The organism is Micromonospora hortensis (assembly GCF_022230935.1).
GTDB lineage: Bacteria > Actinomycetota > Actinomycetes > Mycobacteriales > Micromonosporaceae > Micromonospora > Micromonospora hortensis.
On sequence record NZ_JAKKFE010000054.1, the window covers coordinates 57,729 to 72,152 of the forward strand.

Sequence of the window (14,424 nt, forward strand, 5' to 3'; positions counted from 1 at the left end):
TGGTGCTGGATCAGCTGTCGCCGCCGGTCTCGCCGACCGGTGCGGCGTTGACATCGTCGATCGCGTACTTCTTGGCGGCCTCGGCCGGCACCGTGGTCGCCACCGCGCCGCTGCGGGCGAGCTGCCGCAGCGTGGCCACCACGATCGACTCCGCGTCGACGTGGAAGTGCCGGCGCAGCGCGTGCCGGGTGTCCGACATGCCGAAACCGTCGGTGCCGAGCGACGTGTAGTCGCCGGGTACCCAGCGGGCGATCAGATCCGGTACCGCGCGCATGAAGTCGCTGACCGCGATCTTCGGCCCGTCCGCCTCGGCCAGCTTCTGCTGGATGTACGGAACCTTCGCCTCTGCGCCCGGGTTGAGGAGGTTGTACTCCTCGGTCTCCACCGCGTCGCGGCGCAGCTCGGTCCAGGAGGTCACCGACCAGACGTCGGCGCCCACCCCCCAGTCCTGGGCGAGGAGCTGCTGGGCCTTGAGCGCCCACTGCATCCCGGTGCCCGAGGCGAGCAGGTTGGCCTTCGGACCGTCGACCTGCGGTGCCGGCGAGTAGCGGTAGATGCCCTTGAGCAGGCCCTCCACGTCCACGTCGGCCGGCTCGGCCGGCTGCAGCGTCGGCTCGTTGTAGACCGTCAGGTAGTAGAAGACGTTCTCCTGCGCGTCCCCGTACATCCGGTGCAGACCCTGCTCCAGGATGTGCGCGATCTCGTACGCGAACGCCGGGTCGTACGCCACCACGGCCGGGTTGGTGGCGGCGATCAGCAGCGAGTGCCCGTCCTCGTGCTGAAGGCCCTCACCGTTGAGCGTGGTCCGACCCGCCGTGGCGCCGAGCAGGAAGCCTCGGGCCATCTGGTCGGCCGCTGCCCACAGCCCGTCGGCGGTCCGCTGGAACCCGAACATCGAGTAGAAGATGTACATCGGGATCATCGGCTCGTCGTGCGTGGCGTACGCCGAGCCGGCCGCGGTGAACGAAGCCACCGAACCGGCCTCGTTGATCCCCTCGTGCAGGATCTGCCCGGAGGTCGACTCCTTGTACGACAGGAACAGCTCGCGGTCGACCGAGGTGTAGCGCTGGCCGTGCGGCGAGTAGATCTTCGCGGTCGGGAAGATCGAGTCGAGGCCGAAGGTGCGGGCCTCGTCCGGGATGATCGGCACCCAACGCTTGCCGAACTCCTTGTCCTTCATCACGTCCTTGAGCAGACGGACGAAGGCCTGCGTGGTGGCCACCTTCTGCTTGCCCGAGCCGCGCTTGACGTCGGCGAACCGCTCCGGGCCGGGGATGGCCAGCCGCTTCGTGCTGGTGCGCCGGGACGGCAGGTACCCGCCGAGCTGCTCGCGCCGCTCCTTGAGGTACGCCAGCTCCTCGGACTTCTCGCCCGGGTGGAAGTACGGCGGCAGGTAGGGGTTGTCCTCCAGCGCCGAGTCCGGGATGTCCAGGTAGAGCCGGTCGCGGAAGGTCTTCAGGTCCTCCAGCGTCAGCTTCTTCATCTGGTGGGTCGCGTTGCGGCCCTCGAAGTGCGAACCGAGGGTCCAACCCTTGATCGTCTTCGCCAGGATGACAGTGGGCTGACCGGTGTGCTCGGTGGCCGCCTTGTAGGCCGCGTAGAGCTTGCGGTAGTCGTGCCCACCCCGCTTGAGGTTCCAGATCTCGTCGTCGCTGAGCGGCTCGACCATCTTGCGGGTCCGTGCGTCACGGCCGAAGAAGTGCTCCCGCACGTACGCGCCGGACTCCGCCTTGTAGGTCTGGTAGTCGCCGTCGGTCGTGGTGTTCATCAGGTTGACCAACGCGCCGTCGGTGTCCGCGGCGAGCAGCGGGTCCCACTCACGGCCCCAGACGACCTTGATCACGTTCCAGCCGGCACCCCGGAAGAACGCCTCCAGCTCCTGCATGACCTTGCCGTTGCCCCGGACCGGGCCGTCCAGCCGCTGCAGGTTGCAGTTGATCACGAAGGTGAGGTTGTCCAGTTCCTCGCGGGCGGCGACGCCGATCGCGCCGAGCGTCTCCGGCTCGTCCATCTCGCCGTCGCCGAGGAACGCCCAGACGTGCTGCTGGGAGGTGTCCTTGATGCCGCGGTGCTGCAGGTACCTGTTGAAGCGGGCCTGGTAGATCGCGTTCAGACCGCCGAGGCCCATCGAGACGGTGGGGAACTCCCAGAAGTCCGGCATCAGCCGAGGGTGCGGGTACGAGGGCAGCCCACCACCGGGGTGCGACAGCTCCTGGCGGAACCCGTCGAGCTGGTGCTCGCTGAGCCGCCCCTCCAGGAACGCCCTCGCGTACATGCCGGGGGAGGCGTGGCCCTGGTAGAAGATCTGGTCGCCACCGCCCGGGTGGTTCTTGCCCCGGAAGAAGTGGTTGAAGCCCACCTCGTAGAGCGAGGCCGAGCTGGCGAAGGTGGAGATGTGACCGCCGACGCCGATCTCCGGGCGTTGCGCCCGGTGCACCAGCATGGCGGCGTTCCACCGGACGTACGCCCGGATTCGCCGCTCGACGTGCTCGTCACCCGGGAACCAGGGCTCGCGCTCCGACGGGATGGTGTTGATGTAATCGGTGGTGGTCAGGGGCGGAACCCCGACCTGGCGCTCACGGGCCCGCTCCAGCAGGCGCAGCATGACGTAGCGGGCGCGTTTGGCCCCGCGTTCGTCGATGACACCGTCAAGCGACTCGACCCATTCGCTGGTCTCTTCAGGGTCGATGTCCGGAAGCTGGCTCGGTAGGCCGTCGCTGATCACCGGGCGCTTGCGTTCCGTAGCCACAGGCGTTCCCTCGGTTGTGTGTGGGATAGGTCTCTAGCGCCATCCTGCCCCCTGGTGGCACCCGTCGTCACGTCTAGGTGCCCCCGACGCGATGCTGAACACAGGTACTCGCCGGTAACTTAGCGCGACGACCGTGTGGAACCTGAGCGGTTTGACCGCCGGTCCTACCGTTACCGCCATGAACGGACGCCGTGTCGCGGTCGCCGCGATCATGATCGTTGTCGGGGTGGTCGGCCTGGTCATCGGCGCGGTCGCCCTCGCCTCCGGCAACCTGCCGATGGTCGGACTGGTGGCCCTCGGCGCCCTGGTGGCGGTGCTCGGCGCGGGCCTGCTGCGGGACGCGATCCGCGCTGCCCGCCGGAGCGGCCAGTCCGGACGTCGTCGCCCTCGTTCGGACTCGGACGGCGGCGGGTACGGCTTCTACCCGATGCCCGCCGGGGATGCCGGCAGCGGGCACGTCGGCCGTCAGCGTGACGGTGACCACGACAGCTCCGACGGTACGGAGCCGGCCGGCGGCAGCGGCGACTCCGGGGGAGGCTGGTCCGGATGGGGCTGGTCCGGCGGTGACTCCGGTGGCGGCTGGTCCGGTGGCGGCGACTCGGGTGGCGGTGGCGGCAGTTCCTGACCGCGCACTGCGGCAGAATGCGACGTATGCGCAGCGACGTGATCACCGTCCAGACCGGGTCCCGGCCGACCGTCCGGGACATCACCGCCGAGGCCCAGCAGTTCGTCTCGGGCGAGGGCGACGGCCTGCTGCACGTCTTCGTGCCGCACGCCACCGCCGGCCTGGCGATCATCGAGACCGGGTCGGGGTCCGACGACGACCTGCTCAGCGCCGTGGACGACCTGCTCCCCACCGAGGACCGCTGGCGGCACCGACACGGCTCGCCCGGCCACGGCCGCGACCACGTGCTGCCGGCGTTCATCCCGCCGTACGCCACGCTGCCGGTGCTCGGCGGTCGACTGGCGCTCGGCACCTGGCAGTCGATCTGCCTCGTCGACACCAACGGCGACAACCCGACCCGCCAAGTCCGCTTCTCCTTCCTCCCCGCCTAACCCCGCCCCTCTCCCGGCGATCTTGCACTTACTGTCCCGACACAAGGGACATCCCACTCATCTGGACAACCGAAACTGCAAGATCGGCGCAGCGGGTGCGCGGGGTGGCCCGTCCTGGCCTGATCGGTGAGCTGGCGGTGACGGGCTGTTGCGTACGATGTGGTCGTGACGCGGCAGGTGGGTTCAGCGGTGGGCGGTCCGGTGGATCGGACCGGTCTCGCCGTCGATGTGGTGCGGCGGATGGCGCACGTCACCGCCGCGTTGCGACACCGGCAGGATTCCGCGTTCGCCGATCTGGGGCTCACCCCGGCGGCGGCCCGGGCGCTGCGGGAGTTGGACCCGGACCACCCGCTGCCGGCCCGGGATCTCGCCGGTCAGTTGGGTTGTGACCGGTCGAACGTGACGGTGTTGGTCGACAAGTTGGAGCAGGCCGGGCTGGTCGAGCGCCGCACCGACCCGACGGACCGGCGGCAGAAGACGCTGGTGGTGACCGAGGAGGGTCGCGCCGTGCGAGCCCGGGTGATCGAGGTGATGTCCGACTCCCGACTCCTGTCCGGGCTGAGCGACCAGGAGCTGAGCACCCTTCGTGACCTGGTCTGGAAGGTGTCCGACGGCGGCTGTCCGGAGTCCCTCGGGCCGGAGTGAGCGCACCCCTGCCGGCCGTGTCCCACTGGGCGAGCAGGCCTTCCGTCGGTAATGCTGTCCGACGTGACCACCCCGCAAGATCTCGACGACCGGTTCCGGGAGACGCTGGCGGCGCTGCCTGCCGCCGAGCGGCGGCGTGACCCCGCCGACCCGGTCACCGACGACGCCCCGCTGACCGGCGCGCAGGTGCTCGACCTGTTCGACGCCCAGGTGACCAGCCGGCAGCTCGACCTGGCCGGCCGCTGGTTGCGCAGCTTCGGGGAGGGTTTCTACACTATCGGCTCGGCCGGGCACGAGGGCAACGCCGCTGTCGCTGCCGCGCTGCGTCCCACCGATCCGGCTCTGCTGCACTACCGCTCGGGCGCCTTCTACTGTCTGCGCGCCGCCCAGGTCGCCGCCGACCCGACGCTGGCCACCGACTCCCAGCCGTCCGCCGATCCGACGCGGACCGTCGAGCCCGACCAGGACACCGGCCGGACTCGGACCGCCGATCCCGACCAGGACGCCGGCCGGACTCGGACCGCCGATCCCGACCAGGACGCCGAGCGAGCGCGGACCATTGGCTCCGAGCGGTCCTCCGACAGTGAGTCGACAGACGGCGACGCATCGACCCGCGAACCCGAGCCGACCGCCGATCCGCAGGGGTCCGAATCGGAGTCAGCCGGTACCGAACCGAACGGGGTGGCCAACGGGTTCGCGGCGTACGCCGACGCGGCCCGGGACGTGCTGCGCGGGATGGTCGCGTCCAGCCTCGAACCGATCGCCGGGGGGCGGCACAAGGTGTTCGGCCGGGCCGACCTGGCCATCGTGCCGACCACCTCCACCATCGCCTCGCACCTGCCCCGCGCGGTCGGAATGGGACTGGCAGTGGAGCGGCTGCGCCGGCTGGACAGCGCCGGACGGCGTACCGGGGCCGGGGTGCGGGTCGGCAGCGGCGCGGGGGCCACGCACGCACCCTGGCCACCGGACGCCATAGTGGTCTGCTCCTTCGGCGACGCCTCGGTCAACCACGCCAGCGCCACAGCAGCCTTCAACACCGCCGGGTGGTACGACCACGCGGGTCTGCGGATCCCGGTGCTCTTCGTCTGCGAGGACAACGGGCTGGGCATCAGCGTCCGCTCGCCGGAGGGCTGGGTCGAGGCGACCCTGCGGGCCAAGCCGGGCATCCGCTACTTCAGCGCGGACGGAGCCGACCCGGTGCGGACGTACGAGGTGGCGGCGGAGGCCGCGGCCTGGGTACGCCGCAACCGCCGGCCGGCGGCGCTGCACCTGCGCACCGTACGGCTGATGGGGCACGCCGGGGCGGACGCGGAGTCGGCGTACCGGAGTTCGGCCGAGCTGGCCGAGGACCTGGACCGGGACCCGGTCGCCGCCACCGCGCGGCTGCTTGTCGACGCGGGCGTGGCGACCGGCGAGGAGCTGCTGGCCCGGTACGACGAGACCGGCTGGCAGGTGCGCCGACTGGCCGAGGAGGTGCTGGGCGAGCCGAAGCTGGCCTCCGCTGCCGACGTGGTGTCGGCGCTGGCCCCACGTCGTCCGGTGCGGGTGGCGCGGGCGGTGGCCGACGCCGCGGCGCGGGCCAGCGGGCCGGGCGCGGGCGCCCGGGCGGAGGCGTTCGGCGGCAAGCCGCCGGAGCTGGCCGGGCCGATGACCCTGGCGCAGAGCATCAACGCCGCGCTCGCCGACGGGATGCTCGACCATCCGCAGATGGCGCTCTTCGGTGAGGACGTGGCCGCCAAGGGCGGCGTGTACGGGGTGACGAAGGGGCTGCGCGACCGGTTCGGGGCGGCCCGGGTCTTCGACACCCTGCTGGACGAGACGTCGGTGCTCGGGCTGGGCCTCGGCGCCGGGCTGGCCGGGATGCTGCCGGTGCCGGAGATCCAGTACCTGGCGTACCTGCACAACGCCGAGGACCAGCTGCGCGGTGAGGCGGCCACCATGCGGTTCTTCTCGCAGGGGGCGTTCCGCAACCCGATGGTGGTGCGGGTGGCGGGCCTGGCGTACCAGGAGGGGTTCGGCGGGCACTTCCACAACGACAACTCGGTGGCCGTACTCCGGGATGTGCCCGGTCTGGTGGTCGCGGTGCCGGCGCGGCCGGACGATGCCGCGCCCATGCTGCGGACCTGTCTGGCCAGCGCGGCGGTGGACGGCAGTGTCTGCGTGTTCCTGGAACCGATCGCGCTCTATCACACCCGCGACCTGTACACGGAGGGTGACGGGGAGTGGTTGGCCGGATATCCGGAGCCGGGCGGCTGGGTGGCCGGGCACGTGCCGATCGGGCGGGCCCGGGTCTACCGGGTCGGCTCGGCGGACGACCTCACCATCATCACCTTCGGTAACGGGGTACGGATGTCGCTGCGGGCCGCCGCAGTCCTCGCCGAGGAGGGCGTGGGTACCCGCGTGGTGGATCTGCGGTGGCTGGCTCCGCTGCCGGTGGCCGACATCATCAGGGAGTCCTCGGCGACCGGTCGGGTGCTGGTGGTGGACGAGACGCGCCGCTCCGGCGGGGTCGGCGAGGGCGTGATCGCCGCCCTGGTCGACGCCGGATATGTCGGTGCCGCACGTCGAGTGGCGGGAGTTGACTCGTTTGTACCATTAGGTCCGGCAGCGCGTCACGTACTGGTCTCCGCTGAAGCCATTACCGACGGTGCCCGTACGCTGCTGGCACGGTAAATTCCGTTCCACCCGGTGCGCCACTTGCGCGAAGACCAACAACTGTGTGGACTTTGCCTGACGGCGTCGCACCGACGCCGCGAGCAGGGACGAGATGAGGAGGCACGCGACAGTGAGCGCGACCGCTGGTCAGGCCGCCGACGGGGTACGCAGCCTGGCGGACCGGTTCGGAATCGAACCGGGGATGGTCGTCATGGAGATGGGGTACGACGACGACGTCGACCAGGATCTCCGAGACGCCCTGACCGACCGCTGTGGAGATCTGGTCGACGAGGACACCGACGAGGTGGTCGACGCGGTGCTGGTCTGGTACCGGGACGGCGACGGTGACCTTTTCGAGCTGCTCGTCGATGCCCTCGGCCCGCTGGCCGACAACGGCGTCGTGTGGCTGCTCACCCCGAAGGCGGGGCGTGAGGGGCACGTCGAGCCGAGCGAGGTCGCGGAGTCCGCGCCCACCGCCGGCCTCCAGCAAACCTCGACCGTCAACGCCGGCCGGGACTGGAGCGGCGCCCGTCTGGTGCTGCGTCGAGGGGCCAAGGCCAAGAAGTAGCCAGCGCCGCTCCGCTCGCCCGACGGTCCGCCCACCGCCGGGTAGCAGGCTGACGCCGTCACCCGACTCGACGCGAGGGGAGTTCGCATGCCCATCGAGGTTGGTGCCGAAGCACCCGACTTCGTGCTCAAGGACCAGAACAACCAGGAGGTCCGCCTCTCGGACTTCCGGGGCAGGCGCGCCGTGCTGCTGGTCTTCTACCCGCTCGCCTTCACCGGCACCTGCCAGGGCGAGTTGGGCGAGGTGCGCGACAACCTCGGCGAGTACGTGAACGACGACGTCCAGGTGCTGACCGTCAGCGTCGGCTCGGCCTACAGCCACAAGATCTGGGCCGACCGTGAGGGCTACCAGTTCCCGATGCTCGCCGACTTCTGGCCGCACGGCGCCGTCGCCCAGGCGTACGGGGTCTTCAACGACGTGGCCGGCTTCGCCAACCGGGGCACCTTCGTCATCGACAAGACCGGCGTGGTCCGCTTCGCCGAGATGAACGGCCCGGGCGAGGCCCGCGACCAGCAGGGCTGGCGCAAGGCCATCGCCGAAGCGACAAACTGACCGGGTACGCCGTGCGCCCGGGTCGGTGGCGGGCAGGTAAGCTTGCCAGCCACCGGCCCGCCACGGGCGATCCGGGCGCGTAGCTCAGTGGGAGAGCACTCGCCTTACAAGCGAGGGGTCGCAGGTTCGAAACCTGCCGCGCCCACCCTTCACCACCAGCACCTGACCGGCCGCGCTCAGGCCAGCGCGGCGCGGAGTCGGTCCAACTCGTGTTGTGTGCCGATGGCCGCCCGGTGCTCGGGGTGCTCGACGTAGTGCCGGATCGTCTCCGCGAGGAAGGCCGGATCCACGTGCAGTGGGCCTGTCGGCAGGGGCGACGGCACGGGTGGGCCGCCCGGCGTCGCCGGCTGCCGCTGGAGGGTGATGGTCGCGGCGCCCCGGGGTGGCACGGGTGGACCGCCGGGAAGCAGCCGGTCCCAGCGGAGAAAGGTGCGTCGGGTCACCGACTGCTTGGTGATGCCGTTGCGGTCCAGGGTCAGTCGCGGTCGGTTCAGCAACAACACGGCCGCCGCTCCGGTCAGGACGACGGCCGGGACGGCGATGCTCAGCGCGACGTTGCCTGGTAGGTCGGCGAGCCGCATGCGGTCCTCACCCGGCACCCGTTCGGTCAGCACAGAAACACCGGCCAACCAGCCGAAGAGGATCGCCCGAGGGCTGATCCAGCGCGGACTGGTCGACGCGACGAAGCTTCCGGTTCCGGCCGCCACCGCCCAGGTCGCCGGCCGCTGGCGGAACCCTCTGGTGAGCAGGGCATGGCCGGCCCACGGCACCAGGAAGCAGGCAACCTGAACGACAGTCCACACCAGGAAGGCGACCCCGCTCGGATCGATCCGCCAGTTGACCGGCTTGAACCACAGTTCGACGCAGACCCGCAGAGCGAACGCGGCCACGACGAAGGGCCAGATCGACAGGCGCGCCACGCGAAGGGACATGCCGGCACCGTAGACGGCCCGGGCAACGGGTCGTGGCGGGCACCGGGGTGTCCGGCAGGGCCATGATGGTTGGGTGCAGGACACCGTCGCCGTCGCGCTGATCACCTCACTGTCCACGTTGGCCGCCGCCGCCCTGACCGGGCTGGTCGGCGCGTTGAGCACCCGACGGCAACTGGCCTACCAGCTCAGCGTGGCCCGCCAGGAGAGCGTCGAACGGCGGGCGACGCGCCGCGACGAGCTACGGCGGGACGCGTACGTCGGGTTCCTGAGCGCCTACGACCAGGCGTACCGGCAGTTGGACCGGCGGTGGCTCGAAGCCGGCCGGAGTGAGCCGGTGCCCGGCTACGACGAGGCGTACGCGGCGATGCGCGCCGTGGACGAGGCGTACAACCTGGTGATGCTGGAGGGCCCGGCGGAGGTGGTGTCGGCGGCCCGGTCGGTGTTGACCAGCATCGGCGCGGAGCACGCCGACCAGCGCCGGCTGGGCGAGGAGCCAGGAGGCCCGCCGGTGCCCCTGCGCGAGGGCCATCGGGAACGCTGGCTCGCCGCCATCGAGGCGCGGACGAATCACCGCATCTCGTTCCTCGACGCGGTACGCCCGGCGCTGAACAACGACGCCTGAAAGCGCGCCACCCCTCGCCGACACGTCATGACCCGAGCACCTTCAGTGTTGTTGCTGTCTCAGCAGTCGGCGAGGCCGCAACTTCCCCGAAGTTGCTCGGATCATCGGGTGGGGGAGCAGCCGACGTCGTGGATTTGTTCTTATTGTCGTCCGACGAGCAACAAGGGGAGCGTGGGCGTGGAACTGGCAGGCATCGGCGCGGTGCTGTTCGACATGGATGGGACCCTGGTCGACTCCGACGCCGCCGTCGAGCGGGCCTGGGAGCGGTGGGCTGTCGAGTACGCCGTCGACCCTGCTGCCGCGCTGGCGATCGCGCACGGCAGCCCCGCCTACCGGACCATCCGCCGGCTGCTGCCCGCGCTCGACGACAGCGCGGTCGCAGCGGCTGCGGCGCGGCAGCTCTCGTTGCAGTACGACGACCTGTCCGACGTGGTTGCCACCCCCGGAGCGCACGAACTCCTGGACACCCTGGCCCGGTTGGGGGTGCCCTGGGCGGTGGTGACCAGCGCCGACGCCCGGCTGGCCGAGGTTCGGCTCGGTGCCGCCGACATCGTCGCGCCGGTGCTGGTCACCGTGGAGGACGTGCGTGTGGGCAAGCCGGACCCGGAGGGCTATTTGCGGGCCGCCGCCCTGCTGGACGTACCCGTGGCGCGGTGCCTCGTCGTGGAGGACGCCGAGGTGGGGCTGCGGGCCGGGCGGGCGGCCGGCGCGATGACCGCCGCGCTGAAGGGCCTCGACGGCGATCTGCGCCTTGCTGACCTGGCGCAACTGGCGCGCCACCTGGAGTCGACGCCGACGGCGCCCTGACCTGCCCGTCGGGTCACCGGAGGCGGGTGGCCAGCCAGGGGAGTAGGGCGTCGGCCTGGGCCTGCTGAAACGCGCGGACGGTGGGGATGCCCTGCGGTGGCGGACGACGAACGCTACTGATCCGGTTGGTGGTCTGCTGCGTCACCTACTCACCGTGCACCCCGTCCACGCCGCCGGACAATCCTTTTCCCCGCCGCCGGGTCAGGTGGACGGCGGTCAGCGCGATCAGCAGCAGCGTGACGGCGAAGAGCAGGGCGTTGCGGGCAACAGTGGGATAGCCGAGTCGCGGCACGTCGAGAAACGGGTAGAGATAGCGGTCCTCGGCCGGGCTGAGGGCGCCCCGGACCAGGATGACCGTCAGCCACAGCAGCGGATAGCCGAGCAGGCTGACCGCGTACGCCGGGCGCAGCGCAGCCTGGGGTCCGTGCCTCAGCCAGTGGGCGGCGGCCAGCGGCGGCGCCACGACGTGCAGCAGCAGGTTGCCGGCGTCGGAGATCGTCCCCCGGGCGTCGGCGTTCGCCACCATGGCGTAGCGGCTCCAGGGGTTGGCCAGCACGAGGACGAAGACCAGGGCGGTGCCGACAAGGTAGACGGTGAGCGCCGTGCGCACCCGGTCACCGCCGCCGGTCAGCAGCAGCACCAGGTAGGCCAGGTTGACCTGCACGGTGAAGTAGAAGAGCAGTTCGACGGGCTCGTCACGGGCGGCGACCAGGGCGAGGACCAGCCCGACCGCGATCACCACCGCCGTGCTCACGAGCAGGACCCGGTCGACGCCACGGCCTCGTTCCCCTCTCACGGCGTCGCGCTCGCTGCACTGACCGGCGGCAGCGTCGCGTACAGCTTGACCAGCTCGGCGAGGTAGCGCTCGCCGGACCAGGCCGCCACCGCCGCCCGGCCGTCCCGGATCACCCCTGCGCGCAACTCCCGTTCGGTCAGCAGCCGGCTGAGCAGCGCCCCGAACGCCGCCGGGCTGGGCTCGGCGACCGGTCGGGTGGTGCCGGTGCCGGGCCGTTCGGCGAGCAGAGTGTCCACCATGGCCACCGGCAGTCCGTACGCCTCGGCCTCGGCGAGCACCAGGCCCTGCGTGTCGGTGCTGGAGGTGAACGCGAGCACATCCGCCGCCCGGTAGTGGGCGCCGACCCGGTGGCGTGGCACCGGACGGAGCAGGTGCAGCGCGCCGCTGACGCCGTACCGGCGGGCCATCCGGCGGACCGTGAGCCGGTGCCGCCGGGCCCCGAGCAGCACCAGTTGGGCCGCTGGCAACTCGCGGCGGACCTGGGCGAACGCGGCCAGCAACAACTCCGGGTTCTTCTCCGGTGTGGCCCGTCCCACAGCGAGCAGCACCGGCGCGTCCGCCGGGATGCCGAGCCGGGCCCGCAGCCGCCGCCGATCGTCGGCGTCGGCGTGCGGTGCGGCGGCCGGGGTCGGCAGGACCACGATCGGGGTACGCCCCGCCATCGTCGCCATCATCGCCGCGGTCTTCGCCGACGGAGCGATCAGGACAGTGGTGTGGGCCAGGAGGGTTCGCCCGAGCGCCGCCAGCCGGGCCTGTCGACCCGGTCCGGGGTGGGCGAGCGCCCACAGGTCGAACGCCCGCCAGCGCAGACCCAACCGCAGGCCGGCGTACGCGGCCCCGATCGGGATCTCCGGGTAGTGCGCGGCGTACGCGACGAGGTCGGTGTGCCAGGTCAGTACGGTCGGTACGCCCCGGGTGGCGGCCCAGCGCAGCCCGGCGACGCCGAGCGGGCCGGTGGTGTGCACGTGCACCACGTCGACCGGTGCGCTGGGCGGCCGGGGCAGCGCCAACCGGTACGGCCGGGTCGGCACCGACAGCGAGGGCACCTCACCCGGTCGGCGGCGACACCGGGACAGTGGGCCGGGGCAGTGCAGCACGACCCGGTGCCCGGCGGCGCGCAGCAGCGCCACTGTGGTGCCGACCGAGGTGGCCACCCCCTCCGGGTTGGTGAGGTGGCTGTCGCTGACGTGGGCGATCCGCACGCTGCCATCGTCGCCCGCCCGCGCACCCCCGGCCGTCCCGTCCGTCCCGGGCCGGGAAACAGTTGGCGTGGCCAGACGGGTTCTGCTGCACTACCCGCTCGCGACGATGAACGGGGAGACGCTGTGGAGTTGACGTTGACGCCGATGACGGCACAGGAGTTGGCCCGCCTGCTCGAATCACTGGAGCAGGGGTACGCCGAGGACCTGGTGGCGCATCGGGGGCTGACCCCGGAGGCGGCCCTCGACCGGTCGGTCACCCAGATCCGGGAGTCTCTGCCGGCGGGCGCGGCCACCGAGGGCGCCCTGCTGCGGGTGGGCCGGGTCGGCGACACCGAGGTCGGCTGGATCTGGGTGACACTGCCGACGGCCGCCGCCCCGAACCAGGCCTGGATCCACAACATCGAGGTGCACGAGGAGCACCGGGGACACGGGCACGCGCGGCGGATGATCCAGCTCATCGAGGCGGAACTCGCCCACCTCGGCGTGGCCGAGCTGGGTCTGAACGTCTTCGGCACGAACACCGTGGCGATCGGCCTCTACCGCAGTCTGGGCTTCGAGGTCACCTCGCAGCAGATGGCGAAGCGCCTCACCCCGGCGGGCTGAGCTGCCGGCGGCCCCGGGGACGGGTCCCTTCGGCAGGACTGTTCACCTGCCCAGCGGGAACCCGGCGCGGACCGCACCTGGGGAGGAGCGACGGATGACGCACGGCGCCGGACTGACCATCGGTGTGCTCGGCTCGTACGGTGGGCGAAACCTCGGCGACGAGGCGATCCTCACCGGCCTGCTCACCGATCTGCGTACGCAGGAACCGAACGCCCGGATCATCGTCTTCTCTCGGAATCCGGAGCACACCCGGGCCGCCCATCCGGACGTCGAAGCGGTGCCCTGGGAGGGCGTGAGCCGTACCGACTCGGCCCTGGTCCTGGCCCAGCTCGACCTGCTCATCCTGGGCGGCGGCGGCATCCTGTACGACAGGGAGGCCCGCCGTTACCTGAGGGTGGTCCGGGTGGCCCAGGAACGCGGCCTGCCGCTGATCACGTACGCGGTGGGGGTCGGGCCGCTCAGCGACGGGGTGGACACCGGCATGGTCCGGGAGACGCTCTCCAGCGCGACCCAGGTGACCGTCCGGGACCAGGAGTCCCGGATGGTGCTGGAGGAGGCCGGCCTGCTCAATCCGATCACTGTCACCGCGGATCCGGCGTTCCTTCTGCAACCGGAGGAGTTTCCGGCCCACCTGCTGGCCGAGGAGGGTGTGCCGGTCGGCAAGCGCCTCGTCGGGATCAGCGTGCGGGAGCCGGGCCGGGCCGCCGAACGCCTCGACGTGGACGGCTACCACCGGCTGCTGGCCCAGATCGGTGACTTTCTGGTACACCGGATCGACGCGTACGTGCTGTTCGTGCCGATGGAGCGCGACGACATCCGGCACTCCCACGGGGTGCTGTCGCACATGGTCGCCGCCGAGCGAGGTCGCATCCTGCACGGCACCTACTCTCCGCAGCAGGTGCTGGGGCTGATGCGCCACTTCGACCTGGCCGTCGGCATGCGCCTGCACTTCCTGATCTTCGCGGCGATGGTCGGTACGCCGTTCCTGCCCCTGCCGTACGCCGGCAAGGTCTTCGACCTGGCCCAACGGCTCGGCGTGCCGGCGCTACGCGGCGTGGAGCGGGAGGTCGAGGGCCCGCTGCTGGCCGAGGTCGACCGACTCTGGGACGAGCGGGAGCAACGCGCCGAGGCCACCGCACGACGGGTGGCGGAGGTGTGCGACCAGGCGCGGGGCACCTCGGAGGTCACCCGCGGCGTGTTGGAGAGCCTGCGAAGCCAGGCGCTCACCCGCGTCTGA

14 protein-coding genes, 1 tRNA gene and 1 pseudogene are annotated in these 14,424 nt (G+C 71.4%); 11 read left to right on the top strand and 5 right to left on the bottom strand.

The window, feature by feature from the left end; genetic code table 11:
- Positions 1-10 precede the first annotated feature (10 nt).
- Positions 11-2,749, bottom strand: a complete 2,739-nt coding sequence (gene aceE / locus NIE111_RS27645) for a pyruvate dehydrogenase (acetyl-transferring), homodimeric type (protein WP_308193763.1) — start codon at positions 2,747-2,749, stop codon at positions 11-13.
- A gap of 178 nt (positions 2,750-2,927) precedes the next feature.
- On the opposite strand from aceE, the gene NIE111_RS27650 reads away from it, so the two are divergent.
- The 7 genes from NIE111_RS27650 to NIE111_RS27680 all read left to right on the top strand — a co-directional run bounded on the left by NIE111_RS27650 (position 2,928) and on the right by NIE111_RS27680 (position 8,370).
- Positions 2,928-3,374, top strand: coding sequence for a hypothetical protein (locus NIE111_RS27650; protein WP_238687224.1), 447 nt, complete (start codon positions 2,928-2,930; stop codon positions 3,372-3,374).
- A 26-nt stretch (positions 3,375-3,400) separates the two neighbouring features.
- A complete protein-coding gene (locus tag NIE111_RS27655; RefSeq protein WP_167457620.1) occupies positions 3,401-3,805 on the top strand; it encodes a YjbQ family protein in 405 nt (134 codons plus the stop codon).
- A 240-nt stretch (positions 3,806-4,045) separates the two neighbouring features.
- Positions 4,046-4,450, top strand: a complete 405-nt coding sequence (locus NIE111_RS27660) for a MarR family winged helix-turn-helix transcriptional regulator (RefSeq protein ID WP_238687308.1) — start codon at positions 4,046-4,048, stop codon at positions 4,448-4,450.
- 171 nt (positions 4,451-4,621) lie between these two features.
- Positions 4,622-7,123, top strand: a complete 2,502-nt coding sequence (locus NIE111_RS27665) for a thiamine pyrophosphate-dependent enzyme (RefSeq protein ID WP_372488420.1) — start codon at positions 4,622-4,624, stop codon at positions 7,121-7,123.
- Between the two features lie 112 nt (positions 7,124-7,235).
- Complete coding sequence (locus NIE111_RS27670) at positions 7,236-7,673, top strand: DUF3052 domain-containing protein (protein WP_030330240.1); 438 nt, start codon at positions 7,236-7,238, stop codon at positions 7,671-7,673.
- An 87-nt stretch (positions 7,674-7,760) separates the two neighbouring features.
- Complete coding sequence (locus NIE111_RS27675) at positions 7,761-8,225, top strand: peroxiredoxin (protein WP_238687226.1); 465 nt, start codon at positions 7,761-7,763, stop codon at positions 8,223-8,225.
- Positions 8,226-8,298: 73 nt separating this feature from the next.
- Positions 8,299-8,370 (top strand) — tRNA-Val (locus NIE111_RS27680).
- Between the two features lie 31 nt (positions 8,371-8,401).
- Here the strand turns inward: NIE111_RS27680 and NIE111_RS27685 are convergent.
- Positions 8,402-9,157, bottom strand: coding sequence for a hypothetical protein (locus NIE111_RS27685; protein WP_238687227.1), 756 nt, complete (start codon positions 9,155-9,157; stop codon positions 8,402-8,404).
- A 73-nt stretch (positions 9,158-9,230) separates the two neighbouring features.
- Here NIE111_RS27685 and NIE111_RS27690 point away from each other — a divergent pair, with 73 nt between their 5' ends.
- Both NIE111_RS27690 and NIE111_RS27695 read left to right on the top strand, forming a co-directional pair.
- Positions 9,231-9,779 (top strand): hypothetical protein, encoded by a 549-nt coding sequence (locus tag NIE111_RS27690; RefSeq protein ID WP_238687228.1) that lies wholly within the window; start codon positions 9,231-9,233, stop codon positions 9,777-9,779.
- A gap of 177 nt (positions 9,780-9,956) precedes the next feature.
- The gene (locus tag NIE111_RS27695) at positions 9,957-10,586 is read left to right on the top strand and encodes an HAD-IA family hydrolase (protein WP_238687229.1); all 630 of its coding nucleotides are present in this window, start codon (positions 9,957-9,959) and stop codon (positions 10,584-10,586) included.
- A 13-nt stretch (positions 10,587-10,599) separates the two neighbouring features.
- Here NIE111_RS27695 and NIE111_RS32160 read toward each other — a convergent pair.
- From NIE111_RS32160 to NIE111_RS27705, 3 genes and pseudogenes are all read right to left on the bottom strand, one after another.
- Positions 10,600-10,695 (bottom strand): annotated as a pseudogene (locus tag NIE111_RS32160) (aminoglycoside phosphotransferase family protein); the annotation flags it as partial.
- 36 nt (positions 10,696-10,731) lie between these two features.
- Entirely contained in the window at positions 10,732-11,382 is a 651-nt protein-coding gene (locus NIE111_RS27700) for a Pr6Pr family membrane protein (protein WP_238687230.1), read from the bottom strand.
- Positions 11,379-12,584, bottom strand: a complete 1,206-nt coding sequence (locus tag NIE111_RS27705; RefSeq protein WP_238687231.1) for a glycosyltransferase — start codon at positions 12,582-12,584, stop codon at positions 11,379-11,381. The genes NIE111_RS27700 and NIE111_RS27705 overlap by 4 nt, the downstream gene beginning before the upstream one ends.
- Positions 12,585-12,707: 123 nt before the next feature.
- On the opposite strand from NIE111_RS27705, the gene NIE111_RS27710 reads away from it, so the two are divergent.
- Positions 12,708-13,187, top strand: coding sequence for a GNAT family N-acetyltransferase (locus NIE111_RS27710; RefSeq protein WP_238687232.1), 480 nt, complete (start codon positions 12,708-12,710; stop codon positions 13,185-13,187).
- Between the two features lie 94 nt (positions 13,188-13,281).
- Positions 13,282-14,424, top strand: coding sequence for a polysaccharide pyruvyl transferase family protein (locus NIE111_RS27715; RefSeq protein WP_238687233.1), 1,143 nt, complete (start codon positions 13,282-13,284; stop codon positions 14,422-14,424).

Bases quoted from the DNA above. Each gene is read 5' to 3' on its own strand.
- NIE111_RS27660 (WP_238687308.1), top strand. From the start codon at position 4,046: ATGGCGCACGTCACCGCCGCGTTGCGACACCGGCAGGATTCCGCGTTC.
- NIE111_RS27715 (WP_238687233.1), top strand. From the start codon at position 13,282: ATGACGCACGGCGCCGGACTGACCATCGGTGTGCTCGGCTCGTACGGT.
- NIE111_RS27685 (WP_238687227.1), bottom strand. From the start codon at position 9,157: ATGTCCCTTCGCGTGGCGCGCCTGTCGATCTGGCCCTTCGTCGTGGCC.
- NIE111_RS27650 (WP_238687224.1), top strand. From the start codon at position 2,928: ATGAACGGACGCCGTGTCGCGGTCGCCGCGATCATGATCGTTGTCGGG.
- NIE111_RS27675 (WP_238687226.1), top strand. From the start codon at position 7,761: ATGCCCATCGAGGTTGGTGCCGAAGCACCCGACTTCGTGCTCAAGGAC.
- NIE111_RS27655 (WP_167457620.1), top strand. From the start codon at position 3,401: ATGCGCAGCGACGTGATCACCGTCCAGACCGGGTCCCGGCCGACCGTC.